This is a genomic window from Celeribacter sp. PS-C1 (assembly GCF_019429625.1).
GTDB lineage: Bacteria > Pseudomonadota > Alphaproteobacteria > Rhodobacterales > Rhodobacteraceae > Celeribacter.
The window spans coordinates 203,470-229,251 of record NZ_JAHXRW010000003.1; the positions used below are offsets into that span (position 1 = coordinate 203,470).

General features: G+C 59.0%; 27 protein-coding genes. 6 read left to right on the top strand and 21 right to left on the bottom strand.

The features are described 5' to 3' along the window. The first annotated feature begins 20 nt into the window (after positions 1-20). Positions 21-485 carry an iron-sulfur cluster assembly scaffold protein gene (locus tag J5Y17_RS05840; RefSeq protein ID WP_219784295.1) on the top strand — a complete coding sequence of 155 codons (465 nt, stop codon included), beginning with the start codon at positions 21-23 and terminating at the stop codon, positions 483-485. 72 nt (positions 486-557) lie between these two features. Next, on the top strand, positions 558-1,976 hold the full coding sequence (locus tag J5Y17_RS05845) for a methyl-accepting chemotaxis protein (RefSeq protein WP_219784296.1): 1,419 nt from the start codon (positions 558-560) through the stop codon (positions 1,974-1,976). Between the two features lie 190 nt (positions 1,977-2,166). On the opposite strand, the gene J5Y17_RS19170 is transcribed toward J5Y17_RS05845, so the two are convergent. From J5Y17_RS19170 to J5Y17_RS05865, 5 genes are all read right to left on the bottom strand, one after another. Next, positions 2,167-2,289: a hypothetical protein gene (locus J5Y17_RS19170; protein ID WP_255571898.1), complete on the bottom strand. Its 123-nt coding sequence runs from the start codon at positions 2,287-2,289 to the stop codon at positions 2,167-2,169. Positions 2,290-2,410: 121 nt separating this feature from the next. Then, a complete protein-coding gene (gene recG / locus J5Y17_RS05850; RefSeq protein ID WP_219784297.1) occupies positions 2,411-4,504 on the bottom strand; it encodes an ATP-dependent DNA helicase RecG in 2,094 nt (697 codons plus the stop codon). A 4-nt stretch (positions 4,505-4,508) separates the two neighbouring features. Then, complete coding sequence (gene ligA / locus J5Y17_RS05855) at positions 4,509-6,647, bottom strand: NAD-dependent DNA ligase LigA (RefSeq protein ID WP_219784298.1); 2,139 nt, start codon at positions 6,645-6,647, stop codon at positions 4,509-4,511. Between the two features lie 164 nt (positions 6,648-6,811). Then, complete coding sequence (gene ctrA / locus J5Y17_RS05860) at positions 6,812-7,531, bottom strand: response regulator transcription factor CtrA (RefSeq protein ID WP_219784299.1); 720 nt, start codon at positions 7,529-7,531, stop codon at positions 6,812-6,814. Positions 7,532-7,647: 116 nt separating this feature from the next. Then, the gene (locus J5Y17_RS05865; RefSeq protein WP_219784300.1) at positions 7,648-7,926 is read right to left on the bottom strand and encodes a DUF1153 domain-containing protein; all 279 of its coding nucleotides are present in this window, start codon (positions 7,924-7,926) and stop codon (positions 7,648-7,650) included. 126 nt (positions 7,927-8,052) lie between these two features. On the opposite strand from J5Y17_RS05865, the gene mnmA reads away from it, so the two are divergent. Together mnmA and J5Y17_RS05875 are read left to right on the top strand one after the other, a co-directional pair. Next, positions 8,053-9,198 (top strand): tRNA 2-thiouridine(34) synthase MnmA, encoded by a 1,146-nt coding sequence (gene mnmA / locus J5Y17_RS05870; protein ID WP_219784301.1) that lies wholly within the window; start codon positions 8,053-8,055, stop codon positions 9,196-9,198. 1 nt (position 9,199) lies between these two features. Beyond that, positions 9,200-9,589: a lysozyme inhibitor LprI family protein gene (locus J5Y17_RS05875; RefSeq protein WP_219784302.1), complete on the top strand. Its 390-nt coding sequence runs from the start codon at positions 9,200-9,202 to the stop codon at positions 9,587-9,589. Here J5Y17_RS05875 and J5Y17_RS05880 read toward each other — a convergent pair. The 14 genes from J5Y17_RS05880 to pyrH form a co-directional block, all read right to left on the bottom strand. Beyond that, complete coding sequence (locus J5Y17_RS05880) at positions 9,577-9,867, bottom strand: c-type cytochrome (RefSeq protein ID WP_219784303.1); 291 nt, start codon at positions 9,865-9,867, stop codon at positions 9,577-9,579. The genes J5Y17_RS05875 and J5Y17_RS05880 overlap by 13 nt on opposite strands. Then, complete coding sequence (gene lpxB / locus J5Y17_RS05885) at positions 9,864-11,009, bottom strand: lipid-A-disaccharide synthase (RefSeq protein ID WP_219784304.1); 1,146 nt, start codon at positions 11,007-11,009, stop codon at positions 9,864-9,866. Before lpxB ends, J5Y17_RS05880 begins: the two co-directional genes overlap by 4 nt. After that, positions 11,006-11,788, bottom strand: a complete 783-nt coding sequence (locus tag J5Y17_RS05890) for an LpxI family protein (protein WP_219784305.1) — start codon at positions 11,786-11,788, stop codon at positions 11,006-11,008. Before J5Y17_RS05890 ends, lpxB begins: the two co-directional genes overlap by 4 nt. A gap of 4 nt (positions 11,789-11,792) precedes the next feature. After that, entirely contained in the window at positions 11,793-12,605 is an 813-nt protein-coding gene (gene lpxA / locus J5Y17_RS05895; RefSeq protein ID WP_255571899.1) for an acyl-ACP--UDP-N-acetylglucosamine O-acyltransferase, read from the bottom strand. Positions 12,606-12,629: 24 nt separating this feature from the next. Continuing rightward, positions 12,630-13,097, bottom strand: coding sequence for a 3-hydroxyacyl-ACP dehydratase FabZ (fabZ, locus tag J5Y17_RS05900; RefSeq protein ID WP_219784306.1), 468 nt, complete (start codon positions 13,095-13,097; stop codon positions 12,630-12,632). A 163-nt stretch (positions 13,098-13,260) separates the two neighbouring features. Next, positions 13,261-13,914, bottom strand: a complete 654-nt coding sequence (locus tag J5Y17_RS05905) for an OmpH family outer membrane protein (RefSeq protein ID WP_219784307.1) — start codon at positions 13,912-13,914, stop codon at positions 13,261-13,263. Position 13,915: 1 nt separating this feature from the next. Beyond that, complete coding sequence (bamA, locus tag J5Y17_RS05910; protein WP_219784308.1) at positions 13,916-16,270, bottom strand: outer membrane protein assembly factor BamA; 2,355 nt, start codon at positions 16,268-16,270, stop codon at positions 13,916-13,918. 238 nt (positions 16,271-16,508) lie between these two features. After that, complete coding sequence (locus J5Y17_RS19175) at positions 16,509-16,640, bottom strand: hypothetical protein (protein WP_255571900.1); 132 nt, start codon at positions 16,638-16,640, stop codon at positions 16,509-16,511. A 161-nt stretch (positions 16,641-16,801) separates the two neighbouring features. Beyond that, on the bottom strand, positions 16,802-18,160 hold the full coding sequence (gene rseP / locus J5Y17_RS05915) for an RIP metalloprotease RseP (RefSeq protein ID WP_219784309.1): 1,359 nt from the start codon (positions 18,158-18,160) through the stop codon (positions 16,802-16,804). A 12-nt stretch (positions 18,161-18,172) separates the two neighbouring features. After that, positions 18,173-19,345 (bottom strand): 1-deoxy-D-xylulose-5-phosphate reductoisomerase, encoded by a 1,173-nt coding sequence (gene dxr, locus J5Y17_RS05920; RefSeq protein ID WP_219784310.1) that lies wholly within the window; start codon positions 19,343-19,345, stop codon positions 18,173-18,175. Positions 19,346-19,352: 7 nt separating this feature from the next. Further along, the gene (locus J5Y17_RS05925) at positions 19,353-20,003 is read right to left on the bottom strand and encodes a phosphatidate cytidylyltransferase (protein WP_219784311.1); all 651 of its coding nucleotides are present in this window, start codon (positions 20,001-20,003) and stop codon (positions 19,353-19,355) included. Between the two features lie 38 nt (positions 20,004-20,041). After that, on the bottom strand, positions 20,042-20,785 hold the full coding sequence (locus J5Y17_RS05930; protein WP_219784312.1) for an isoprenyl transferase: 744 nt from the start codon (positions 20,783-20,785) through the stop codon (positions 20,042-20,044). Between the two features lie 130 nt (positions 20,786-20,915). Further along, positions 20,916-21,476 (bottom strand): ribosome recycling factor, encoded by a 561-nt coding sequence (gene frr, locus J5Y17_RS05935; RefSeq protein ID WP_219784313.1) that lies wholly within the window; start codon positions 21,474-21,476, stop codon positions 20,916-20,918. A 64-nt stretch (positions 21,477-21,540) separates the two neighbouring features. Continuing rightward, entirely contained in the window at positions 21,541-22,302 is a 762-nt protein-coding gene (pyrH, locus tag J5Y17_RS05940; protein ID WP_255571901.1) for a UMP kinase, read from the bottom strand. A gap of 131 nt (positions 22,303-22,433) precedes the next feature. On the opposite strand from pyrH, the gene miaA reads away from it, so the two are divergent. Together miaA and J5Y17_RS05950 are read left to right on the top strand one after the other, a co-directional pair. Further along, entirely contained in the window at positions 22,434-23,321 is an 888-nt protein-coding gene (gene miaA / locus J5Y17_RS05945; protein WP_219784314.1) for a tRNA (adenosine(37)-N6)-dimethylallyltransferase MiaA, read from the top strand. A 123-nt stretch (positions 23,322-23,444) separates the two neighbouring features. Further along, complete coding sequence (locus J5Y17_RS05950; RefSeq protein ID WP_219784315.1) at positions 23,445-24,389, top strand: AraC family transcriptional regulator; 945 nt, start codon at positions 23,445-23,447, stop codon at positions 24,387-24,389. Between the two features lie 45 nt (positions 24,390-24,434). Here the strand turns inward: J5Y17_RS05950 and J5Y17_RS05955 are convergent, their stop codons facing one another. Further along, positions 24,435-24,992, bottom strand: a complete 558-nt coding sequence (locus J5Y17_RS05955) for a hypothetical protein (RefSeq protein ID WP_219784316.1) — start codon at positions 24,990-24,992, stop codon at positions 24,435-24,437. 100 nt (positions 24,993-25,092) lie between these two features. Continuing rightward, positions 25,093-25,713, bottom strand: a complete 621-nt coding sequence (locus J5Y17_RS05960) for a lytic transglycosylase domain-containing protein (RefSeq protein WP_219784481.1) — start codon at positions 25,711-25,713, stop codon at positions 25,093-25,095. Positions 25,714-25,782: the final 69 nt, after the last annotated feature.

The window sequence follows — 25,782 nt, forward strand, 5'->3', positions numbered from 1 at the left end:
CCGATCTCGAAAGGCAAACCATGTCGGCACAGTCCTCCCAGTCCGCGACAGAACTCGCACAGCTCTATTCCGGCAAGCTTCTGGCGCTGGCAGCAGATATTCCACTGACGGGGCGGCTTGAGGCACCAATGGTGTCGATCAAGGAACGTGCGCCGCTTTGTGGCTCAACCGTGACCGTCGACATGGATGTCGAGGACGGACGCATCACGCGGTTTGCGCAGGATGTGAAGGCCTGCGCCTTGGGGCAAGCCGCGGCCTCGGTGCTCGGGCGCCAGGTCATCGGGCGGACAGAAGCCGAGATGGTGCGCGCGCGCGATGAAATGACCGCTTTTCTCAAGACCAACGGCCCGGTCCCTGCCGCGCCCTTCGAAGGTTTCGAAGCCCTCTTGCCCGCCCGCGACTTCAAGAACCGGCACGACTCCATTTTGCTCGCTCTGCGCGCCACCTGCCGCGGCTTTGAAGAGCTGAAAGCTCAGCGCGCGTAGACGATTTCTCCCTGCGCTTAACGCTCCCGTAAGACCCGCCGCGCAAAAATGGCGGCCAAATCGGAGGAGCGCATGATTCCAAATCCAGAGTTCAAAGAGACCCAGCACAGCCCGCTGGCCGCCGACCCGCGTATGACGCAGCTGGCCAAATTCGCCGGGCGGCTCGGGTTCGAAGTGGTCGACATCGCTGGGTTCCTCGAAGGCGTCGATCAACAATCCCAACATCAAATCTCCGTTCTGGACCGCGTCCAAACCTCTGCCTCCGACGTGATGGCGGCCAATGGCGCTGTGCGTGATGCACTGGGTCGGGTGACGGAGATCACGAACCGGACACTGGAGCGCGTCGAAGGCTCCGTCGCTTTCGTGCGTGAGACCGGACAAAAATCTCAAACAGTCGCAACCTGGGTCAAGGAATTGGCGGAACATATGGAGCGCGTTGCAACCTCTTTGGAGGCAGTGGAGGCCAACAACGCCAATATTGCCGACATTGCCCGTCAGGTGAACATCCTCGCGATAAACGCCAAGATTGAAGCCGCCCGCGCGGGCGACAGTGGCCGTGGTTTTGGCGTAGTGGCCGAGGCCATCAACGAGCTGTCGCAAAAGACCGCCCGCGCTGCGGAAGGCATTGAAGAGAATATCGAAACCCTCTCGTCATGGGTTGGGCGTCTTCGCACGGAGGCCACGGGCGTATCGAATGACGCAAACCATGTCATTAGCTCCTCCTCTGAGGCTGACCGCGCCCTCACCGAGATCGCACAGGGCGTTCAGGAGGCCCATGCCGCCACCCGCGTGATGGAAGAAGAGGTCGATAAGGTGCGACAGGCCGTTACGGCCTTTCAACCCGCCATCGACGAGATTGGTCGTTCGGCGCGCGGCACCGCAGATGGAATTCATCTCGCCAACACCCGCGTCGAAAAGCTCATTGATACCTCTGAGACAATCTTTCAGACCACGGTGGCGCTCGGCGGGGCAAGTGAAGATCAGGCCTTCATTTCTCGCATTCAGGACGCCGCGTCTCAGGAGTCCGAGCTCTTCACCGCGGGCATCGAAAGCGGGCGGATCAGCCGCGCTGATTTATTCGACCGCACCTATACTCCGCTGGCTGGCACCGACCCGGCCCAGCATATGGCGCGGTTTACTGGTTTCACCGATGAAGTCTTGCCCGGTGTTCAAGAGGCCATGCTCTCCTTCGATCCCAAGATCGTCTTCTGTGTGGCGATTGATCCGCATGGCTATCTTCCGACCCACAACAAAAAGTTCTCACAGCCGCAGGGAAAGAATCCTGTCTGGAACGCCGCGAACTCCCGAAACCGACGGATCTTCGATGACCGCGTGGGACTCAAAGCTGGCCGCAATACAGAGCCCTTCCTGTTGCAAGTCTATCGACGCGACATGGGCGCCGGAATGTTTGTCATGATGAAAGACCTCTCGGCGCCGATCTTCGTCGATGGCGAACATTGGGGCGGCTTGCGCCTTGGCTACACGTTTTAGACAAAAAAACCGCCGCACTTCGGGGAAAGGCGGCGGCAGGTATGATCTGATGTTACAAGCGGGGCATGGCGGTTGAGGCGCCATATCTGACAGGAACAGGTAAAGCGTCAGAAGAAAGCTTATGGAAAGCAAAGTGTGTCGGGATCAGATCGTAGGCAGAAAGAGAAAAGTCAGAAGCCGAAACGGCGCTTCACACCAGCGCGGGCAGCGATAGCCCGCCGACGAGGATGACCAAAAGAGCAACGGCACCCAACATATCTTCGAACAGCGTCGCTTGGGAGCGGGCAACAACAGATTTCAGGTCTTTGATCATAGCATCCTCACCAGTATGGTTAATGACTTGTTGCTAATTTGTTCTCATATAGCGCACGGCCTGTAAAGAACTTTTTGAGAACATTTGCGAACAAAAGTGAGAACATCGGCCAGATCGGCATTTAACCCACTGAAATCAAACGAATTGCCCCATCTTTACCCATGAGCCACAGAAGAACACGCACATGCGCGCCACGTTCCGTTTTCAATGTTGGGTCATCATGCAGCAGTTTGCGCGCATCCGATTGCGCCAGTGCCATAAGCGCGGATTGGCGCTCCAGATCGGCAACACGAAACCGCGGCAGGCCGGATTGCGCGGTGCCGAGCACATCTCCCGCCCCACGCATCGCCAAATCTTCCTCGGCAATGCGAAACCCGTCCTCGGTCTCGCGCAATATTTCCAACCGCCGTCGCCCAGTCTCGGTCAAAGGAGGCTTGTAGAGGAGCAAACAGGTCGAAGCGACATCACCGCGCCCGACCCGACCTCGAAGCTGATGCAACTGCGCGAGGCCAAAATGTTCCGCCCGTTCGATCACCATGATTGAGGCATTCGGCACATTGACCCCCACCTCGATCACCGTCGTGGCGACCAAAACCGACAGCCGCCCGGCGGCGAAATCCGCCATGGTCCTGTCCTTGTCCTCGGCGGCCATTTGACCATGCACGAGGCCGACCTTGTTTTCTCCAAAGGCGGCGCGCAGTGTCTTGAACCGCTCTTCAGCGGCCATCATGTCAACCACTTCGCTTTCTTCAACCAATGGACAGACCCAATAGGCCTGCCGCCCCTGCGCAATCGCGCCTTTGAGATGGGCAACGACCTCATCCATCCTCTCGATGGAGCTCAGCGCCGTCTTTACAGGTGTGCGCCCGGGCGGCTTTTCGTCCAGAATGGAGACATCCATATCGCCATAATGCGCCAGCGACAGCGACCGCGGGATTGGCGTCGCGGTCATCACCAAAACATCCACCGCCTCGCCCTTTTGCGCAAGCGCCAAGCGTTGCGTCACGCCGAAACGGTGCTGTTCATCAATGATCGACAGGCGCAGATCGTGAAATTCCACATCGTCCTGAAACACCGCATGGGTGCCGACAAGGATATGAATATCGCCGCGCTTCAGTGCCGCCAATTTCTCCGCCCGCGCACGGCCCTTGTCGCGCCCGGTCAAAAGCTCCAACACCACGCCGGCGGCCTCCGCCAGAGGTTTGAGCCCCTCAAGATGTTGACGCGCAAGGATTTCCGTAGGTGCCATCATGACACCCTGCCCGCCCGTTTCGACAGCCACCAAAAGCGCAAACAAAGCGACCAAGGTCTTGCCGGAGCCGACATCGCCCATCAAAAGCCGGTTCATCCGCTGCGGCGCTGCCATATCCGTGGCGATCTCATCCATCGCGCGCGCCTGCGCTCCCGTCGGACGATATGGCAGGTTTTGCAAGACTTTACGCCGCAGCGCACCGTCACCCTCATTTATACGCCCCTTACCCCGCCGCACCCGGGCGCGGGCCAGCGCAAGTGTCACCTGATGCGCGAACAATTCGTCATATGCCAACCGTTGCCGTGCCGCACTGGTCGGCGCAATCTCGTTTTGCGACAGCGGACGATGCGCCTGCTGCAGTGCCGCCGAAAAATCTGGCCAGCCCTCGCGCGCCTTCAGAGCCGGATCGATCCATTCCTCAAGATCAGGCACCAAGGCAAGCGCCGCCGCACTCGCCTTGGCCATGGTTTTCTGCGTCACCCCCGCCGTCAAGGGATAGACCGGCTCAAAGCCCGGCAGATCGTCAGCCTCTTCGAGAGTCAGAACATAATCCGGGTGCGGCATCTGGTATTGGCCATCATACATCTCGACCTTGCCGGACAGCAATCGCCGCTCGCCCACTGGCAATTGCCCCTCGATCCATTTCGGCGCACCGCGAAAGAACACGACCTGAAAGGCGATCTCGCGATCTTCGACAATCACACGATATGGCAGACCTTTGCGCGCGGGCGGTTGGTGGCGCAGTACGGTGACCTCGACCGTGGCGATCATGCCGAGTGAGACCTCGCGCAAGCTGTCGCGCCGCCGACGATCAACCACAGCATTGGGCAAGGTGAACAAGAGATCGCGCGGGCGCTCCACTGCGAGCGCAGGCAACAACTTCGCCGTCTTCGGGCCGATCCCTGCGAGAGTTTCAAGCCCAGCAAAGAGCGGAAAGAGGATATCCGGGCGTCCCGTGCTCATCGGATCATGCGTCTCCGATCAAGGCGAGCCAGCCGTCTTCGTCCAAAAGCGCGATGCCCAACTCGCGCGCTTTCTTCTCTTTTGATCCGGCGCCCGGGCCCGCCACAACGATATCGGTTTTGGCGGACACCGAGCCGGAAACCTTTGCGCCAAGCGCCTCGGCGCGGGCTTTGGCCTCAGATCGGGTCATTTTTTCCAGCGTGCCGGTGAAGACGACGGTTTTGCCGCTCACGGGGCTGTCGTTTTTGGGCTTTTCGGCCTCGATTGGACGCAGTCTCTCGACGAGTTTCGCGATGCTTTCGCGTTCGGCGTCCTGATGAAACGCAGTGACCAGGGAGGTCGCCATGACCTCGCCCACGCCGTCGATGGACAAAAGATCTTCCCACGCTTCACCTGCGCCGATGGTCATCGAGGTCATGGCGGCCTCGAACGCCGCCCATGTGCCGTAATGCGAGGCCAAAAGGTTCGCAGAGCTGTCGCCGACATGACGGATGCCGAGGCCAAAGATCAGCTTGGCGAGCGGTATGTCACGTCGCGCATCGATAGCGTCAAAAAGGTTGAGCGCAGATTTCTCGCCCCAGCCTTCGCGATTTTTGAGCTGCTGTAGTTTTCCGGGTCCGAAGTTTTCTTTGAGATCAAATATGTCGGCGGGCTCTTTAATCCATCCATCTTTGTAAAACTGCTCCACCTGTTTGGCACCCAGACCTTCAATATCGAAGGCACCGCGCGAGACGAGATGCTTGAGTTTTTCGACCGCCTGCGCCGGACAAATCAGACCGCCGGAACAGCGGCGGACCGCATCACCCTCTTCGCGGATCGCCTCGGAGCCGCATTCGGGACAGGTGGTTGGAAAGACATAGGGAGTGCTGTCAGCCGCACGCTTACTGAGGTCGACATCGGCCACTTTCGGGATCACATCGCCCGCGCGGTAGACCTGCACCCAGTCACCGACACGGATGTCTTTCCCGCCCCGGATTTCTTCGCCACGCGAGTCGAGGCCTTTGATGTAATCTTCATTGTGTAACGTGGCGTTGGAAACCACGACGCCACCAACGGTCACGGGCGTCAGCCGTGCAACCGGCGACAAGGCCCCGGTGCGACCGACCTGAATGTCGATGGCCTCCAAGCGGGTCCAAGCCAATTCGGCGGGGAATTTATGGGCGATGGCCCAACGCGGCGTGGTCGAGCGAAAGCCCAGTCGGCGTTGCAATTCAAGATTGTCGACCTTGTAGACCACGCCGTCAATGTCATAGCCGAGCGTGGCGCGTTGACTCTCGATCTTGCGATAATGCGCAAGGAGATCGTCGATTTCGCTGAAACGCTCGGCCAGCGGGTTGATTTGGAATCCAAGCGCTGCGAGACGCTGGATCGCGCCCATTTGTGTGTCCGACAACGGCTCGGAAATCTCACCCCAGGCATAGGCAAAGAATTTGAGCGGCCGCGCGCGGGTGATCTCAGAGTCGAGTTGTCGCAAAGACCCGGCGGCGGCGTTGCGCGGATTGGCAAAGGTCTTGCCTCCGCGCTCGGCATGGCGCGCATTCAAAGCCTCGAAATCGGCGTGGGACATATACACCTCGCCACGCACTTCGAGAATATCCGGTGCACCGATGATCTCTTGCGGAATGTCGTCTATGGTGCGGGCATTGGCGGTGACGTTTTCGCCGATCTGACCATCGCCCCGGGTGGCGGCGGAGACCAGTTTGCCCAGCTCATAGCGTAAAGACAGGGACAAACCGTCAATTTTCGGTTCGGCCGTATATGCGATCTCACCGGGCGCACCCAAATATTTGCGCACGGACCGGTCAAATTCGCGGACATCTTCATCATCGAAGGCGTTCGCAAGTGACATCATCCGCACGGCGTGCGTGATCTTGCCAAACCCCTCCGCGGGAGCGGCCCCCACCTGATCTGTCGGGCTGTCGCCGCGCTTCATCGCGGGAAAACGTTCTTCGATCGCCATGTTCCGGCGCTTGAGCGCGTCATATTCCGCATCCGACATCACCGGAGCGTCTTCGGTATGATAGGCGGTGTTGGCCCCGTCCAAAAGCTCCGCAAGCCGGGCAAGCTCCGCGCGCGCCTGATCTTCTGTCAGCGCGTCGACGTCAATCGCCTCGTATGTTGCGTTGTCCAGAGCGTCAGCCATAAAAATACCTCCCCGCGGATGCCTGTCCCAAGGTTTAGGAGAGGCGCACGGGGAGGTCCAGTTCAGATATCCACGGGTAGGAAAAGTGTGAGGAGAAAATTCCTCGACGGGTTAAAGACCGGCGGCGCAAAGGTCGCCAGGCACAGGGAATTCATTTGCCTTGGTCAGGCACCGATCGCCATCTGTTCGTCACCATGACCGTTGCCTGGCTCCGGGTCACGCAGCACATAGCCACGGCCCCAAACGGTTTCGATGTAATTCTCACCATCAGTCGCATTGGCGAGCTTCTTACGCAGCTTGCAGATGAATACATCGATGATCTTCAGTTCCGGCTCATCCATGCCGCCATAGAGGTGATTGAGGAACATTTCTTTGGTCAGGGTTGTCCCCTTGCGAAGTGACAGAAGCTCCAACATCTGGTATTCCTTACCGGTCAGATGCACGGGCTTGCCCCCAACGGAGACGGTTTTGGCATCGAGATTGACCTCGATCTTGCCGGTCCGGATGATGGATTGGGAGTGCCCTTTGGAGCGGCGAATGATGGCGTGGATGCGTGCCACAAGCTCTTCGCGGTGGAAGGGTTTCGTCAGATAGTCATCGGCGCCAAAGCCGAAGCCTTTGATCTTGTTTTCGGTGTCATCGGCGCCCGAAAGGATCAGGATCGGCGTGTCGACGCGGGCCAGTCGCAATTGGCGAAGCACATCATGGCCGTTCATATCCGGCAGACCGAGGTCCAAAAGGATCAAATCGTAATCATATAGTTTCGCGAGATCGATCCCCTCTTCGCCAAGGTCCGTCGTGTAGACGTTCAGGTTGGCGTGAGACAGCATCAACTCGATGCTTTTCGAGGTGGTGGGATCGTCTTCGACCAGCAAAATTCGCATTACCCTGGGTCTCCGTTGCTTCTTCCAAATGTGTTCTTGTTGCGTTCGCTCATTAGGAAGATGGTCAAAAATGGTTAACTACACGTTACCGGTTTTAACCTTTTTGAACTTTCAACTCAAGGTTGTCTATATTTCTGCACCGCAGTCGCTTTGAGCGCCGCTTCGCCATGCTCGGAGATGGCATTCTTCCAGGAATTGAACTCTTCCTCGGACAAACCGTACATTTTCAGAGCGTCCGTCAGGGGAATCAGTCCAAAGACCACCCCCTTGACCACCAACGCTTTGCGAGAGGCCACCCAGCGGCGGGTTTCCTTCGGCGGGAGGTCGGCGCGGGTCATCATCGATCCGTCCGGAAGCGTAACGGCACGCGGGCCATCGACTTTTTTGAGATACATAGGCTCACCCTCGTCTTGAAATGCACAGCCTTTGTGCCGCAATCCCCTTAATGGGGGGTGAAGCCAGCCCTTGAGAATAACTCGAATTTTCTTATATAGCGGGTCTGTTCCCGAAAGGATTTGTTCATGTTTGACGACGGCGCACACCCGCTGAACTCCCTGGGCTTTGCGAAAGCCCCGAAAGACACCCGCGTGGTCGTGGCCATGTCAGGCGGCGTCGACTCCTCCGTCGTCGCGGCCATGCTGGCCGAAGAAGGCTATGATGTGGTCGGGGTGACGCTTCAGCTTTACGACCACGGCGCGGCCTTGGCCAAAAAAGGCGCGTGTTGTGCCGGGCGTGACATCCACGACGCGCGGCGCGTGGCCGAGGAAATGGGCTTCCCGCATTATGTGCTCGACTATGAGAACATCTTTCAGGACGCCGTCATTGATGAATTCGCCGACAGCTATCTGGCAGGCGCCACACCTGTGCCCTGTATCCGCTGCAACGAACGGGTAAAGTTCAAGGACCTGCTCAACACCGCAAAAGATCTCGACGCCGATTGCATGGCGACCGGGCATTATATTCAGCGCGTGATGGGCGAAGACGGCCCCGAGCTGCATTCGGCCGCCGATGCGAACCGCGACCAGAGCTATTTCCTGTTCTCCACCACGCCGGAGCAGCTATCCTACCTGCGCTTCCCGCTGGGACACTTGCCGTCAAAAGACGCCACCCGCGCGCTGGCCGCCAAATACGGTCTCTCGGTGGCGGACAAGCCCGACAGCCAAGACATCTGTTTCGTGCCAAACGGCAATTACGCTCAGGTGATCGAGAAACTGCGCCCCGGCGCAGCAGAACCGGGCGAGATCGTCGATCACAATGGCAATGTTTTGGGGACCCACAAAGGCGTCATTCATTACACCATCGGCCAGCGGCGTGGGCTTGGCATCGGTGGCCTCGCCGATCCGCTCTATGTGGTCAAACTTGACGTCGACAACCGCCAAGTGGTCGTCGGCCCGAAAGACATGCTTGCGACCCGCAAAATCCCGGTGCGTGAAATCAATTGGCTGGGGGACGAACCCTTTACCTCCCGCGACGAATGGGTGCTGGACGTCAAAGTCCGCTCCACCCGCCCGCCGCGCGAAGCCATCATTCGCCCGATCTCTGAGACCGAAGCCGAGGTCGAATTGGTGGTCGCTGAAGAAGGGGTCTCGCCAGGACAGGCCTGTGTGTTCTACGATCCGGAGAGCCCGCGCATCTATGGCGGCGGGTGGATCTGGAGAGGACACTGACATGAAACGCCTTGCCCCGCTCGCGCTTTTGGCACTTTTTCCGGTGTCGGCTGTCGCCGATGCCTCCTCGGAATGTGCGATTGATCTCGGCTCGCAGGTCGAGATCGGGAATTGCGTTGCAGACACCGAAAAGAAGGCCCTGCAAGCGATGGACATCATACTGGGCTTTGCCCGCACATCAGCGCAGGAACTGGACGAGATCACAGGACGCGAGGTCGCCCTGCCCGCTTTGGAAGCCTCACAAGTGGCCTGGGAAGCCTACCGCGACGCACAATGCGATTATGTTGGCGCGGGCTTTGGCGGCGGCTCTGGCACCGGGATCGCGATCCTCTCCTGCAAGGTCGATTTAACCCGCGCCCGCACCAAGGAGCTCGAAGCTCAGTTGCGTTGAAGCGGTGACAAGCTGACGAGATAGGCCGCGAGATCGGCATTGTCCTGATCGCTTCTGTTTTGATCGAAGCGGGTTTTATGACTGCTCAGAAACGCAGCCAAACGCGGTGCGTCCTCTGGGGCGAGCACCATGTCGATCGAAACCCCATGACAGTGGGCGCAGCGCTTGGCGTAAATTTCGGATCCTTGCTCGGCATCGCCCGCAACATCTTCTGCAAAAAGGGGCATCCCCAACACAGCGCAGAGAACCGCTGTCTTCATCGCAGTGAAAATACTCACGCCTTCGCAATCCCATCCAAGACAGCCTTTGCGGCCCGCAGACCCGGCGGCTCCTCACCACGACCCAGACGCTCCATCGTCAGAGCAAGGGCTGCGTGTTGTTCGGCGCCGGTGTTCAAAACATGGGCCAGACTGGCCGCGATCTTCTGCGGGACACATTCGGCGGCCAGAAATTCCGGCACGACGCGGGTTTCTGACACAAGGTTCACCAAAGTCACCGTGTCGATCAACAGCTTGCGTTTGACGATCTGTTCAGTGAGCCAAGCCATCCGATACGCCACCACCATCGGCGTGTCGTTCGCCGCGAGTTCCAGAGAGACAGTTCCCGAAGCCGCCAGCGCCACATCGGCAGCGCGGAAGGCGGCGGCTTTGCCCGCTTTGTCAGTCGCTTCAATCAGGATCGGCGAGACCGGCCAATCGCGTGTCACCTCGCGCACCAGAGGCTCGACATTCTGCGCCATGGGCAAGACGTAACGCGCCTCCGGGTGATGCTCTGCGAAATGCCCAAGCGTCTCACCAAAGATCGGTGCCAGACGCGTCACCTCGCCCCGGCGCGAGCCCGGCAGGACCAGCATCAGGGGAGCATCGCCAATGTCATGCGCCGCGCGAAATGCTGCGACTTCTGCGTCGGAGGCAACATCTTCGGTCACCACCGGATGGCCGACGAAATCGCATCTGAGGCCCTCTTTTTCAAAGTAAGGCGGCTCAAACGGAAACAACGCCAGCACCTGATCCACCCGCTTTGCGAGCTTGGCCGCACGTTCGGGGCGCCAGGCCCAGACCGTCGGCGCGACATAGTGGCAAATACGGATGTCACTCTGCGCTTTGACAATATCCGCCACGCGCAGACAGAAATCCGGACTATCGATGGTCAAAACCACATCGGGCCGCCAGTCGAGAATGGCTTCCGCCACTTCGCGAATGCGGCGTTTGAGGTGGAAATATTTCGGCAGGATTTCCGCGATGCCCATGAGCGACAGTTCGGACATCGGGAATTGCGAGGTAAGCCCCTGCTCCGCCATGGCAGTGCCGCCGACGCCGCGAAACTCGACAGCCGTCAGGGCTTTGAGCCCAGCCATCGCCGCCCCGCCCAGACGGTCACCAGAAGGTTCGCCCGCGATAACAAAGACCTTGAGGCTCATTGCGCTTTCAGGAACAAACCTGCCTCCTTGATGCGCGCCTCGATGCTCTTGCGATCCAGCACGATCACCTCGCCGGCCGGGATCACCAGACCGCCAAGCCCCGCGGTGATCACCGCCTCTACAGTGGCCATGCCGATGGTCGGCACGTCGATGCGCATGTCTTGTCCGGGTTTAGGGGCTTTCACGAAGACACCCTTGGCACGGCGCAGACGTTCGGGTGTGTCCGCCACGAAGGACAGCATCGCATCCGTGCCCTGAAGTGTTTCAATGCCCAGAACCTGACCGCCCGCACAAACCGCGCCTTGGCCCACATCCAGCGGCCCCAAAGCATCCAGCACAGCTTGCGCACGCGCGGCATCGTCCAAATCTTCGCGCGTCGGCTTTCGGCCCCAAAGCGTGCCGGGCGCCAGCACCAGATCGGGGCGGATTTCGGTGGCCCCGCGAATGAGAAAGCCCTGATCCTCGAAGAGGGACAGGACCTCACGAAGCAACCCGTCATCCCCCTTTTTCAAGGCCATCGCGAGGCGCAGCGCATGGCGGTCCATCAGCACGGGGTTCACTTTCGGGCGGCTCATCGCGCCTGCAAAAGTGACCGCGCCCACGTCGTGGGATTTGAGTTCTTTGAACAGCCGCCCGAGCTTCTCAATCCGTGCGGAGATATGCTTTAGCCCCGAAGGCACCGGCGTGTCGTCAAAGGTGACATAGAAAGGATCAGGCAGCGCCTCCGCCAAAAGCCGGGGCAGCGCGCCCGATCCGGCGATGATCGCGGTCCGGGTCATGGCGCTATTTCGGCGTCAGGAAGCCGCGGTCGCTGTCGCCCATAACGAAATCGACCATGCGGGCGACATAATCGCTGTTGAAATCGTCTTTGAGGCGCTCGGCGCGATCTTTGAAGGCACCTTCACCCTGTTTCAGCATCTGGAAGGCAGCGCGCAGTTGGTTGATGTCGTCGCGCGCCACGCCCTTGCGTTTGAGACCCACAAGGTTGAGACCATCAAGCTCGGCGCGCGGTCCCTGCACCAGCGCATGCGGCAGCACATCATTCGTGACCATGGACAAAGCGCCCACGATAGCGCCCTGCCCGATCCGCACCCATTGGTGGATGCCCGACAGCCCGCCGATGATCACGTCGTCTTCGATGTGACAATGGCCCGCGACCGCCACGGAGTTAACCAAAATCACGCGGTCGCCGATCTGCGCATCATGCGCCACGTGGCAGGACGACATAAAGAGGCCGTCATCGCCCACGCGCGTCACCCCGCCGCCACCTTCGGTACCGGTGTTCATGGTAACGTACTCGCGAATGCGGTTGCGCTTGCCGATGATCAGCTTGGTCTCTTCGCCCTTGAACTTGAGATCCTGCGGAATCTCCCCGATGGAGGCGAATTGGAACACCATGGTGTCCTCTCCAATCTCCGTGTCGCCAGTGACGACGACATGCGATTTGAGCGTCACGCGATCGCGCAGCCGCACTTTCGGACCGACAAGGCAGAACGGACCGATCTCGCAGCCCGCGCCAATCACGGCGCCCTCTTCGATCACCGCAGAGGGGTGAATTTTAGCGCTCGGGTCGATCATGCTTGCGGGCGTGCTCATAGGGTGTTCCTCAGGAAACAAGTCTCAGGATTTCGGCGTCAAATCCATCATCGCGGTGAATTCGGCCTGACAGGCCAGTTCGCCATCAACCTCGGCACGGCCATCAAATTTCCAGACCTTGCCGCCGCCGCGCTTCACCGTGACATGCATTTTGAGCTGGTCGCCCGGCACCACTTTGCGGCGGAATTTCACACCGTCGATGTTCATGAAATAGACGTTGAATTCCTTGTCCGCCAAGTCCATGTGGACGCCGACCATCACAGCCGCCGTCTGCGCCATCGCTTCGACGATGGTCACGCCGGGCATCACCGGCTCCCCGGGGAAGTGACCCTGAAAATGCGGCTCATTGAAGGTCACATTCTTAATCCCGGTGCAGCTTTCGGGGCAGACGATGTCCACCACGCGGTCCACCAAGAGGAATGGATAGCGATGCGGCAGAATGCGCTGGATCAGATCGATGTCGGCGATGGTGGGTTTGGTGGTCTCGGTCATATCTTGTCCCTGGGCCTTTATGGTCTTCTTTGTTGTGGGCCGCTGGGGTGTATGACCCATGCGATCCAGTGCCCCCGCGTGACGATCGGGGCGCAAAATTTCTGGCCACCTTCCTATCAACCGCCGCCCGAGCTGACAAGCATCGCAATGGCTGCCACTCCCGTCACTCTTGCGCCGGAGGCACCGCTGTCGCGCCCTCTTCGGGTTCGCGCGTCTGGTCGGAGGCTGCGGCCTCTGACGACTGTTCATCTAGCTTTTCAATCGCAATCCGCGAGATGTCGATGGCACCATTCATCAGATAGACTTGGTTCCGCTCAAACACCACAACCGCGCCGAGATCGCGGGCGATCTCGGCCAGCACCGTGTTCATCTGCTGTTCGATCTCAGCCAGACCGTCATCGTATAGCTTCTGAATTTCGAGAGCTTTCTCATCCTGACTTTGCCGAACAGCCGTCACTTTTTCGTCAAAGGCCTGCGCGCGGGCCTGAAACGTAGCCGTATCCATCGTGGGTTTCGCGTCGGAAATCTCTTGCTCTTCGGTTTCTAGATCGGCGTAGATTTTTTCGTTCTCCGCCAAAAGCGCCGCGCGAGCGTCAGCGACCTGTGCCTCAAGCGCGGCACCGATCTCGCTCTGATCCAGAACACGGGCACGATCAAACACCAACACGGGAAACACCAGCCGTCCGCCCGCGCCGCGTTGTTCACTCTGCGCTGCGGTTACCGACCCGGCAGTTGGCGCAGTCCCTTCCTGAGCAAACAGGCCTGTCGCACAGAGTGAGAACAGGCCTGCCATACAAATTGGACGCAAAAGCGACATCTTAGAAGCTCGACGAAATGGTCAGATCGAAGCTCTGTTCCTTGTCGTAGTCTTCCTTGTCGAGCGCTTTGGTGAAGTTAAAACGCAGCGGTCCGAGTGGCGTCGTCCAGAAGAGGGAAGCCCCGATCACGGAGCGCCAGTTCGGATCGTCGGAACCTGCGATAATATCCGTCGCATCATCGAGCCCCCAAACCGAGCCATAGTCAAAGAAGACACCACCGGAGAGGCCGTATTCCTCGGGCAGACCCAGCGGGAAGTTCGCTTCGAGACGCGCGACAGCGTACATATTGCCGCCGAGCGCTACATCATTGTTGGTGGAACGCGGCCCGATCCCACCAGGCTCAAAGCCACGCATAATCGAGGTGGTGTTAAAGTAGCGGTCCGAGATGCGGCTGTCGCCATCGGCCTCAATCATCCCACCTTCGACGGTGGCACGCAGCGTGACCTCTTCGTTCCAGACTTTCATCTCACCGGTCACTTCGGCGGAGGTCTTGATATACTCGTTGTCCCCGCCAATCAGCCCGGCGAAATCTTGACCGAACTTGAACAGCATGCCCGCATTCGGGTTCAATCCACTGCGACGCGTGTCGTAGCTGTAGGAATAGCCCAGCGAGTGGGTCGCAAAGCGCCCGTCGTCGATGTCGTTCTGGACTTGCACCGGGTAGGTATAGCCCCCGTCGATATAATCGCTATCCTCGACGATTTCCGCAAGTTCGCCACGATAGTTGATCGTCAGCGCTCCGTTTTCGGACACGGGGAAAGTCAGGCGCGGCGAAATATAGGCGCGACGCAGCCCATGTTCCGCATAGGACGGTTGTGAGGCCCCAAGACCGGCGCTCAGGCCGAAGGCGACATCGCGGCCAAGGAAAGCCGGCTCTACGAAGTTGAAAGACAGGCTGCCGTCTTCAACGTCCGTCGTCAGGCTGAACGACAAACGCTGGCCACGGCCCAAGAAATTGGACTCGCTGAAGGAGGCAATCAGGTTGATGCCTTCCGAGACGGAATAGTTACCACCGAAAGAGAACGAGCCCGTCGGTTTCTCCGTGACGTTCACATCAACGATCATCTGGTCTTCTGCAGAGCCCTGACGCGTGTTCACATCAGCGTTCGAGAAGAAGCCGAGCGCGCGAATGCGGTCAGCCGCAGCGCGGATTTCGCGCGGGTTGAACGGGTCGCCCTCGACGGTTTTGAATTTCTGACGCACCACTCGGTCAAGCGTCGTGGCGTTGCCTTCGATGTCGATGCGCTCGACAAAGACCCGCGGCCCGCGCTCCAGCACAAATTCCACGTCAAGCGTCTGGGTGCGCTCGTTACGCGTCACGCGCGGCTCGGCCCGCAAAAAGTCGATGCCTTTTTTCAAAGCCAGTGTTTCAAGCCGGTCGATCATGTTGTCCACGGCCAGCGGCGAATAAGTCTGCCCCGCGCGGATTTTATTGACCTTCGCAAACTCTGCGGCGTCGACACCCGCCATCTCGGAGGAGACGGTGATGTTGCCGAATTCATATTTCTGGCCTTCACGCACGTTGAAGGTCAGGAAGTAAGCGTTGCGCTCGCGCGAAAACTCGGCAGCGACGTTCAGCACCTGAAAATCGATATAACCGCGAGACGTGTAGAAATCCGTCAGAACGCGTTTGTCGAATTGGATGCGATCCTCAGTGTAGGTGTCGCGCCCGATGATGAAACGCAACGCCCCCGCCTGTTTGGTCTCAAGCACCCGACGCAGACGCGAGTCGGAATATTGACGGTTGCCAACAAAGCTCAAACGCTCGATCTCGACGCCTTTGCCTTCGGTCACTTCAAACACGACATCCACACGGTTGTTGGATCGGCGAATGATTTTCGGCGTCACGGTCGCGACGAGCTGGCCTTTGCTCTCGTAAATCTCGGTCAGCGTGGCAGCGTCAGCCTCAGCATCAGAGGGCGAGTACACCTGACGCACCTTCGTCGTCAGCGCTGGCATCAGCGCGTCATCGCTGACCTTGCGGTTGCCTTCAATCGAAATGCGCGACACGACCGGGAATTCGGAAACCTTGATCACCAGCGTGTTGCCACGTGGAGTAAATTCGACCGTCTCAAACAACCCGGTGGCCAAGACCTTTTGATAAGCGTCGTTCAACTCACCGCCGGAGACAGTTTGACCACGGCTGATTCCCGCGTAGGACAGGATATTGCCCGCCGAGATCCGCTGAGCGCCCTCAACCACCACATTGCTGAAGGTGAAGGACTGTGCCTCGGCTGGCGTCGGAAACGCGGTGTAAGAGACGGATGTGACTGCGAAAGCCGCAAAAGACAGCGCAAAGGCACGTGCTACAAGACGTGATTTCACGCGGATCGAACGATGTTTCATTGGCAACATGACAGCTTTCTCGATATTCCCCACAACTTTTAAGCTGAGTAACGACAATACCGCCTCTTGTCAAAAGCGATCCGACATAAAAACAGCCTTTAGACACAGCATAAGGGCCTTCGCCGAAAGCGAAAGCCCTACTTGTAGCGTGTGAGACGATTTTAGCGGTTTTCCGCCCTCTGCGCTTTTTGGGGTCAAGTTCACCGGTCAAAAGGCGCGCGCGGCAGGAAAAGGTGACGACTGTCTCTTACAGGAAAAGCTGTCCGAAAAAGGATCCAGCCACCAGCGCGACAATGATGGTCGCCGCATAGAGCAGACGATCCCAGTTGAGATCAGCCAGTTGGGACAGGCTTTGGTATCCAGCACGGATTGCGGTCATCTCGAGGCTCTCCTCACATAGACATCTTCGAAAGGCCCCATCAGGACCTGTAATTCTGTGTCAGGAAATACCGAGAGATTGTGGCGAGATTTGGACAAAGGCACCAAACCCCTCGAAAAACTGCATCTTAGTGAGAAACAATCACCGCAAAATGCGATGGATTATTTACAGAACAGATCCGATCCCAGCCCCAGCACCATAAAGCCCAAGATTACCGCAAGACCGATGGTCATCATGACATTCACCGCCCGATCCGGCAGTGGTTTGCCGCGCACGGCTTCATAGGCGTAGAACACCAGATGTCCGCCATCCAGAACCGGAATCGGGAAAAGGTTCATAAGGCCAATCGCGGTGGACAGAAGCGCCACGGTGGACAGGAAACTCGACACCCCATCTGAGGCAGAGGTCGACACCACCTCCGCAATCCCAACGGGGCCAGAAAGGTTACAGGCCGAAATCGCGCCGGTGATCATATGCGCCATGCCGGACAGCGACATGGTGATGATCTGCCACACGCCCTGAATGCCAGCCAACAGCGCTTCGCCAAGCCCAACGGGTTCGGTCCCCACAGAGAACAACAACCCGCCGGTGATCCCGATCAACCAGCGCGTCTCAAAGCCGCCGCCCTCGGCTGGAAGGTCGCGGCGGCGCGGCTCAAGTGTGGTCTCAAAGGTCTCGCCACCCTCCGCGGAGGTGTCGCCGTTCGGGCGCCAGACGGTCAGCGTCATCGGCGCACCATCATGGCTGGTGACATACTCCTGCAGCCCCCAAAAGGTCTCAATCGGCGTGCCGTCGATCTGAGTGATCACGTCACCGGTTTTGATCCCTGCATCCCGCGCGGCCGATTTCGGGGACACGCCCGCGACGATCACCGGATAGGGATAGGGACCGGTGACGGTCAGGTTCTGCCCGTCGCGATCCACGGTGTAGGAGACGGCCCCTTCACGCGGCAGTTCTTGCAAAAAGCCCAAAAGTGCGCCTGGTTCCGGCACCTCTTGGCCCGCGATCGCTTTGATCTCGTCGCCAGGCATCAGGCCGATTTCATAAGGCACAGGCGCGATCTCATCGACCACCAAGGTTTCCGCAGCCTTGCCCGCGATCAAGACAAAGATGGTGAAAACGATGAAAGAAAACACGAAATTGAAGATCGGACCGGCGGCCACCGTCGCGGTCCGCGCCCACAAAGGCGCGCCCGGCATGGTGTGGCGGGCCTCTTCCGGGCTCATGCCCTCGACCGCATGGGCATCGGGCGCCGACGCCGCGTTGGCGTCACCTGCGAATTTCACGTAGCCCCCGAAAGGCAGCGCCGCAATCTGCCAGACCGTGCCTCGTTTGTCGGTCCGCTGCCACAGAGGTTTGCCGAAGCCCAAAGAGAAAACATCCGCCCGGATGCCCGACCAGCGCCCAACGATGTAATGGCCATATTCATGCACAGTGACGATGATCGACAGGGCGACAATGAAAAACACCAGCGTGAAAGCGGTGCCACCAAGACTGCTGAGAAGGCTGGTCACATCCATTCGGGGTCTTCCTTATTGATTTGAGCTCGGTTGCAACGCAAGAACACGCGCCCGCGCCTCTTTATCGGCTGCGAGCACCGTGTCCAAGCTCATGTTGGTCTTGGGCTGGCTCACATCCGCTGACATCTGGTTGAGCACCTCTTCGGTGAGGCGCGCCATGTCGAGAAATCCGATCTTTTGGGCGATGAAAAGGTCCAACGCGGCCTCTTTCGCGGCATTGAACACCGCTCCGGCCAGACCGCCCATCTCCATCACCTCGCGCGCAAGTCGCAAGGGCGGGAAACGGGTCTCGTCAGGGGCTTCAAAACAGAGCTGGCCGACTTTGGCCAAATCCAACCGTTCCACCGGCAAGTCTCGCCGCTCCGGCCAGTGCAGCGCATAGCCGATGGCGTGACGCATGTCGGGCGCACCGAGATGGGCCATTAAGGCCCCATCGCGAAAGCCCACGAGGGCGTGGACGAAGGAACCCGGGTGGACCAGCACCTCGATCTGATCGGGTGTGAACCCGAAATATTCCTTGGTCTCAATGATTTCCAACGCCTTGTTGAACATCGAGGCGCTGTCGATTGTGATCCGCTGGCCCATATCCCAAGACGGATGCTTGCAGGCCTGCGCCAGCGTCGCGCCTTCCAGTTGCTCCAGAGACCAGTCGCGGAACGGCCCGCCCGAAGCGGTGATGATGACACGCTCGACCTCTGATTGATCCTCGCCCACGAGGCCTTGGAAGACGGCGGAATGTTCGCTGTCGACGGGCAAAACCCGTGCGCCGTGGCTCTGAGCGGATCGCATCAAAAGCGGCCCGGCAGTGACGAGGCTTTCCTTGTTCGCCAGCGCCAGCGTGGTGCCGTGGCGCAGCGCATGAAGGCCCGGCGCAAGACCGGCCGAGCCAACGATGGCGGACATGATCCAATCCGCCTCGCGATCCGCCGCCTCGATCAGCGCATGTTCGCCCGCTGCCGCCTGAATGCCAGTGCCGGACAGCGCGGCCTTGAGGTCCGCCAGTCGGTTTTCATAGGCGGTAACCGCCACTTTCGCGCCGAGATCAATCGCGTCTTTCGCAAGCAGGTCGATATTGCCGCCGCCCGTCAGTGCGATCACGTCATAGGCCTCGCGGTCACGTCGGATCAGATCGATGGTCGATTGCCCGATGGAGCCCGTCGACCCGAAAATGGAAATGCGTCGCATACCTGCCTCAGCCGAAGATCAGATTAAGAACATAGGCCAGCGCGCCAAGCGCCAAAAGCGCGTCAAACCGATCGAGCACGCCACCGTGGCCGGGAATGATGCTGGAACTGTCCTTGACGCCCATCCGGCGTTTGAGCCCGCTTTCCGCCATATCGCCCAGTTGCGAGGCGAAAGACAGCACCATCGAAGAGGTCACGAAGAACCACAGGCGCACAAAGCCCTCAGGCATAAAGGGGTGACAGAAATAAGCCAAGACCCCTGCCCCGATCCAGCCGCCAAGCACGCCGGACCATGTCTTGTTCGGGCTGATCCGCGCCCAGAATTTCGGGCCACCCAAGGTTTTGCCGACGAGATAGCCCATCGTGTCCGTCACCACGACAAGGCCGATGATATAGAGCAAAAGCGCGCGCCCGCCTTCGGCAGACAACGTGATGAGACCAAGGCACCCCAGCACCAGAACCGCGAGATACCCCGCGAGGTTGAGGCTGTCGCCGGTGTTGAGACCGCTTGCCGCTTGCTTCACCTGACGCATCCGCCAGAGCTCCCACAGCCCTACACAGCCGACCACCACAACCAAAACCGTAAAGGCCAGATGCGACGACAACACAGCCCCCAACCCAACTGCCACCATGACAACCGCCGACAGAAGTCGCGGCATCAAATCGCGCCATTTGCCGTTTCTTGATGTCTGGGAAGTCACGTTTTCACCCCGCCGAACCGACGGTCACGCCCGGCGTAGCGGGAGACGCAGGCGGCAAAGACATCTGCGGTGAAATCCGGCCAGAGCGTGTCGATGAATTCATATTCGGCATAGGCCGATTGCCACAAAAGAAAGTTGGAAATCCGCGCCTCGCCCGACGTGCGGATCACCAGATCGGGATCCGGAAGCACCTTGGTGTCGAGGTAGCGCGTCAGTGTTGTCTCATCGACGGTCTCGGGGTCCAATTCACCGCGCGCCACATCGCATGCCAAATCTTTGACAGCGCGCGAGACCTCATCGCGCCCGCCGTAGTTGATCGCGATGGTGAGATGCACCTTTGTGTTCTCTTGTGTGACCTCTTCGAGATCATCCATCAAAGCGATCAGCTTTTTGTCGAGCCGCACCCGGTCTCCGATGAACCGCACCCGAACGCCTTCGGCCACGAGGTCGCGCATCTCATTCTGGATGTAGCGGCGAAACAGGCTCATGAGGCCGGAAACCTCGGTCTGGGTCCGTTTCCAATTCTCGGTCGAAAAAGCAAAGATCGTGAGGTATTTCACGCCCAGATCGGGACAGGCCCGGACAATCTCCTTGACCCTCTTAGCGCCCGCATGATGGCCGAACAGTCGCGGTTTGCCCCGCGACTGCGCCCAGCGACCGTTACCGTCCATGATCATCGCGACATGGGTCGGTCCGCCGGCAATGACCTCATCGGGTGTGGCTGGACTCATGTCGCTCATTGGGCCTCTCGTAACAGGTTGCACCATGAAACACGCTCTTGTTTCCGTCTGCAACCCTTTCAAATCACTCAAACAGGGTCGGTCACGCCAGACCGCTCAGAGGGCCGTAAGCCCCCCCGGGGGCCTTTGCTTAGACCTGCATGATCTCTTCTTGCTTATGCGCCAGAAGCTCGTCGATCATTTTGATGTGTTTGTCGGTCAGCTCCTGCACCTCGGATTCCCAGAATTTCTGGTCGTCGTCAGACATGCCGTCCTTGTTCTTCTTGATCTGCTGCATTCCGTCCTGACGCACGTTGCGCACGGCAACGCGGGCGTGTTCGGCATATTGGCCAGCCACTTTCGTCAGCTCGCGACGACGCTCTTCGTTCAGCTCCGGGATCGGCAACATGATGATCGTGCCGTTCAGCTGCGGGTTGATGCCAAGGCCGGACTCGCGGATCGCTTTTTCGACTTTGTTTACCAGTCCCTTATCCCAGACGTTGATCGTCACCATGCGCGGCTCCGGCACGTTGACGGTGCCAACCTGATTGATCGGTGTCATCGAGCCGTAAGCATCCACCATGATCGGCTCAAGCATGGAGCCCGAAGCGCGGCCAGTCCGCAGCGAAGCAAATTCCGTGCGCAGGTTGCTCAGCGAGCCGTCCATACGCTTGGACAGATCGGCGGTGTCGAGTTCGAATTCGTCGGACATGGGTCTTTCCCCTTCTTAGCTCTTAATGCCTCAATGGGCGCATTTCCGGCTGCTTATAGCCGGATCACTTCACCAATGTATAGGTGCCTTCGCCCGCAAGGATCGACTTGAAACCGCCCGGCGCATCGAGCGGGAAAACGATCAGCGGCAAGGCGTTGTCACGTGCCAGAGCGATCGCAGAGGCATCCATGACCTTAAGGTTCTTGCGCAGAACCTCGTCATAGCTGACCTCGTCGTAGCGCTTCGCATCCGGGTTGGTTTTCGGGTCTTTGTCGTAAACCCCGTCCACGCCGTTCTTGCCCATAAAGATCGCCTCACAGGCCATCTCATTGGCGCGCAACGTGGCCGCCGTGTCGGTGGTGAAATAGGGGTTACCGGTGCCCGCCGCAAAGATACAGATCCGGCCTTTTTCAAGGTGACGCACCGCCCGGCGGCGGATGTAAGGCTCGGCCACCTCATTCATGGTGATCGCGGAAATCACGCGCGTGTGGATGCCAAGTGCCTCCAAAGCGGCCTGCATGCCGAGCGCGTTCATCACGGTGGCGAGCATACCCATGTAGTCAGCCGTGGTCCGCTCCATCCCCTGCGCCGAGCCCTGAAGCCCGCGGAAGATGTTGCCGCCGCCGATCACCATGCAAATCTCGACACCAAGGTCGTGCACGGATTTCACCTCACGGGCGATCCGTTCCACCGTCGGCGGGTGCAGACCAAAGCCCTGATCGCCCATCAGCGCCTCGCCCGAGATTTTCAACAGCACACGTTTGTATTTCGTGGCAGGGTGCGCCCCGTGCTGCACCTGCCCCGTCTCACGCTCTGCGTCGCTCATCACATGTCCCCGAACTGAAATTTGATTGTCGGCAAAATGGTCCAAAACCGGGCCGGGATCAATGCACGCCGAGAGATATTTTTCCCCTTTGCCCTCTGGACAAATGCCACAGTCTTTGTCACCGCAGTTTCATGGCCTTGCCCTTTGACATAGCACCCGATGAGCCCGTGTTGATCGCGGGCCCCACCGCCTCCGGAAAATCCGCCCTCGCACTTGAGATTGCGGAACTTCAGGGCGGTGTGATCATCAATGCCGATGCGTTGCAAGTCTTTGACAATTGGCGGGTTTTGACGGCCCGCCCGTCCTGTGTGGATGAATCTCGGGCACTTCATGCGCTCTACGGCCACGTGCCGGGATCGGAGACCTACTCCGTCGGGCATTGGCTGCGCGATGTGACGCCCTATCTCACAGGGGCGGATCGACCAATCATTGTGGGTGGCACAGGACTTTATTTCACCGCGCTGACCGAAGGGCTGGTGGAAATCCCCGAAACGCCTGCAGAGCTGCGTGCAGAAGCCGACCAAAGGCGCGCGATTGAAGGTGGTCATGCCGGACTTTTGGCCGATCTCGATGCCGAGGATCCTGAAACAGCGCAAAAGATCGACCGGTTGAACCCGATGCGGGTGCAACGCGCTTGGGAAGTCATGCGCGCCACAGGTCGGGGTCTGGCCGCGTGGCAGGCCGACACACCGCCGCCGCTTTTGCCACTGTCGAAGACCTTTCCTGTGCTACTTGATGCCCACAAAGAGTGGCTCAACGACCGGATCGCGCGGCGATTCGAGATCATGATCGAAAAAGGTGCTCTAGAAGAAGCAGAGGCCAATTTGGCCAACTGGGACCCCGCCGCGCCCTCTTCCAAGGCCATCGGTGCGCCGGAATTGATCGCTCATTTAAAAGGCGAACTGTCGCTTGACGAGGCAAAAGAGGCCGCCACCATCGCGACACGGCAATATGCCAAGCGGCAACGCACTTGGTTTAGAGCGCGCATGAAAGCCTACCACAAGATATCGCTGCCCTGAGCATTCCTTGCGGAAGCGTGACAATATCCTCATATCCATTTGAAAATAAATGTTTTCTTTGACTCAATGCAATCCGTAGCTAGTCTCGGTTGGAATTGTACAAACCGAACAAGATATGTTGCTATGTCCGAGTCCAAACCCCTTAGAATTTTCCAAACCCTGCCATTGGGAGAAATGGGGAAACCCGCACAGAGCGCATCGGAGCCAGCCAAAGCCTCAAAGCAGGCCGCAAAACCGCGCCAGCGCCGTGTGGCCAGCATTCCAGACATCCCCGAACAAAGCGCCTATCGCGTAACCACTCTGGGGCGCGGCACTGGCACGCTGTCTGCAGAAAACAAATGGCGCACCGAGGCGATGCGCAGCCACCGCACTCCGACGCTTTTGTGGTTCACCCGTGGACAAGGCCGGATCACCGTCTCGGGCGTTACACGAGGTTTTGGGCCGCACAATCTAGTCTACCTGCCCACCCGCACCATGTATGGCTTTGAGCCCGTGGGCCAGGTCATGGGCTTTGCCGTTCACCTGCCGGACGATCCGACGCTGGCCCTGCCCGACGAGCCGCTGCACATGCGGTTTCGCGAGGTGATACAGCAGAACGAAATCACCGGTCTCATCGAGGGACTTCAGCGCGAAATCGACGGCGATCGCCCGGGGCGCGACCGCGCTATGGCGCTTCAGGCAGGGATGATTGCGGTCTGGTTGGAGCGGCAAATGTCGATCATGCCGGAATATGACCTGACGCCAGACGCATCGCGCCGACTGGCCGCCGCCTACACCGCGCTGGTCGAAAACGAACTGCGCGACGGACGCACGGTGGCGCATTTCGCCACTCAACTTGGTGTCAGCCCGACGCATTTGACGCGGGCCTGCAACATTGCCTGCGGGCGGTCCGCCTCGGCCATTCTGACCGACAGGGTGCATTACGAGGCACGGAGGATGCTCCGCGAGACCGACCTGCCGATCAAACAGATCGCCGAAAAACTGGGATTTCAGTCGGCGGCCTATTTCAGTCGGGCATTTCACAAACACACTGGCGTCTCACCCAGAGATTTCAGGCGCTCAGGATAAATCAGAGACAAGAAAAAGGCGGGGAAAGACCCCGCCTTCTGTCTCTTACGAATTGTCTTCGGCCTGATCCGGTTCAAGCCATTGGGGCTCAAGTTCCGAGACTTCGCTCACCACCTGCGTGGCAAAGCCCATAACGAGCGCGTCATAGAAAGCGGCACGATCCGGCGGGACCATCGTGGCGTTGATCGCCGTCACGCCATCCAGCTCTTCAGCCTTCAGCATCACGTGCATTTTCTTCAGCGCCTCATCCGAGTCCGGTCCGTCAATATAGACCCAGCCTTCGAGCGTATTGAACTCGCCCTCATCGCTGAGGAAGGTCGCGCCCATGTTGGAAATCTCTGTCACATCCACACGCACGTCATAGTCGCCATTCGCGTCCATCTGATCGTTCAGACCGGCGGAAATCATCAGCGTCAGGTCCTCGGCAATATCAGGCCAGCGATCAAGCGCATTGGCGTCGACGGCTTCGAGATTGGCTTCGACTTCCACGGAAGAGATGTCGAGCTGCTCGGCCATCAGCGGCGTGGCAGCCAAGGACGCGGAGGCCAGCAAGGAAAACAGAGCGGTACGTTTCGCAGAGTTAATCTTCGCAGAGTTAATCATGGTCTTATCCTTTCAAATCGGCGACGCGTTGTCAGCGTCGCGATGCATTGGAAGGACAACCATCAAGCCGCGAGAAAGTTCCGAAAAGACCCGTGAGGGTTTACGATCCGTAGATGATCCGGACGTAATTCATCGTCTCTTTGTAGGGCGGGATACCGTCGTATTTTTCCACCGCCAGAGGCCCCGCGTTATAGGCCGCAAGCGCCAGACGCCAGTTGCCGAAACGATTGTACATCATACGCAAATAGCGTGCGCCACCTTCGAGGTTCTGATGCGGATCGTTGATGTTCACGCCCAATAGCCGCGCGGTGTCGGGCATGAGTTGCGCCAGACCGGTGGCGCCTTTGGGGCTGCGCGCAGTCGGGTTCCAACCGCTTTCCTGCTGCACAAGACGCAAGAAGAGATCGGAGGGAATGCCATGCTTACTGGCCATTTTCTCGGCCACGGGCAGCCATTGCCCTTTATAGGCACCTGAGTAGCGCGCGGTGCCGGTATCGCCACCGAAACGTTCGGGTTGATAAGTCACGGAGTTGGAATATTGATCGGCAGCACGGCCATCGAGCACGGAAAGCTGCGAGTCAAAAATCGCCATGCGGTTGCGGGTCGAGAAAATATCCTCTGCCCCGGCCCCTGACGGGGTCAAAACCGCAGCGCTCAAAAGCCCCGCAATCACGCCCGATACCAAAAATCCGAAACGAACACCGCTCTCCCGACATTTCATCGCCGGAACCCCAAGCCTTGCACGCATATGCAAATCCAATCACCACTGTCCTACGCGCGCAACATACCG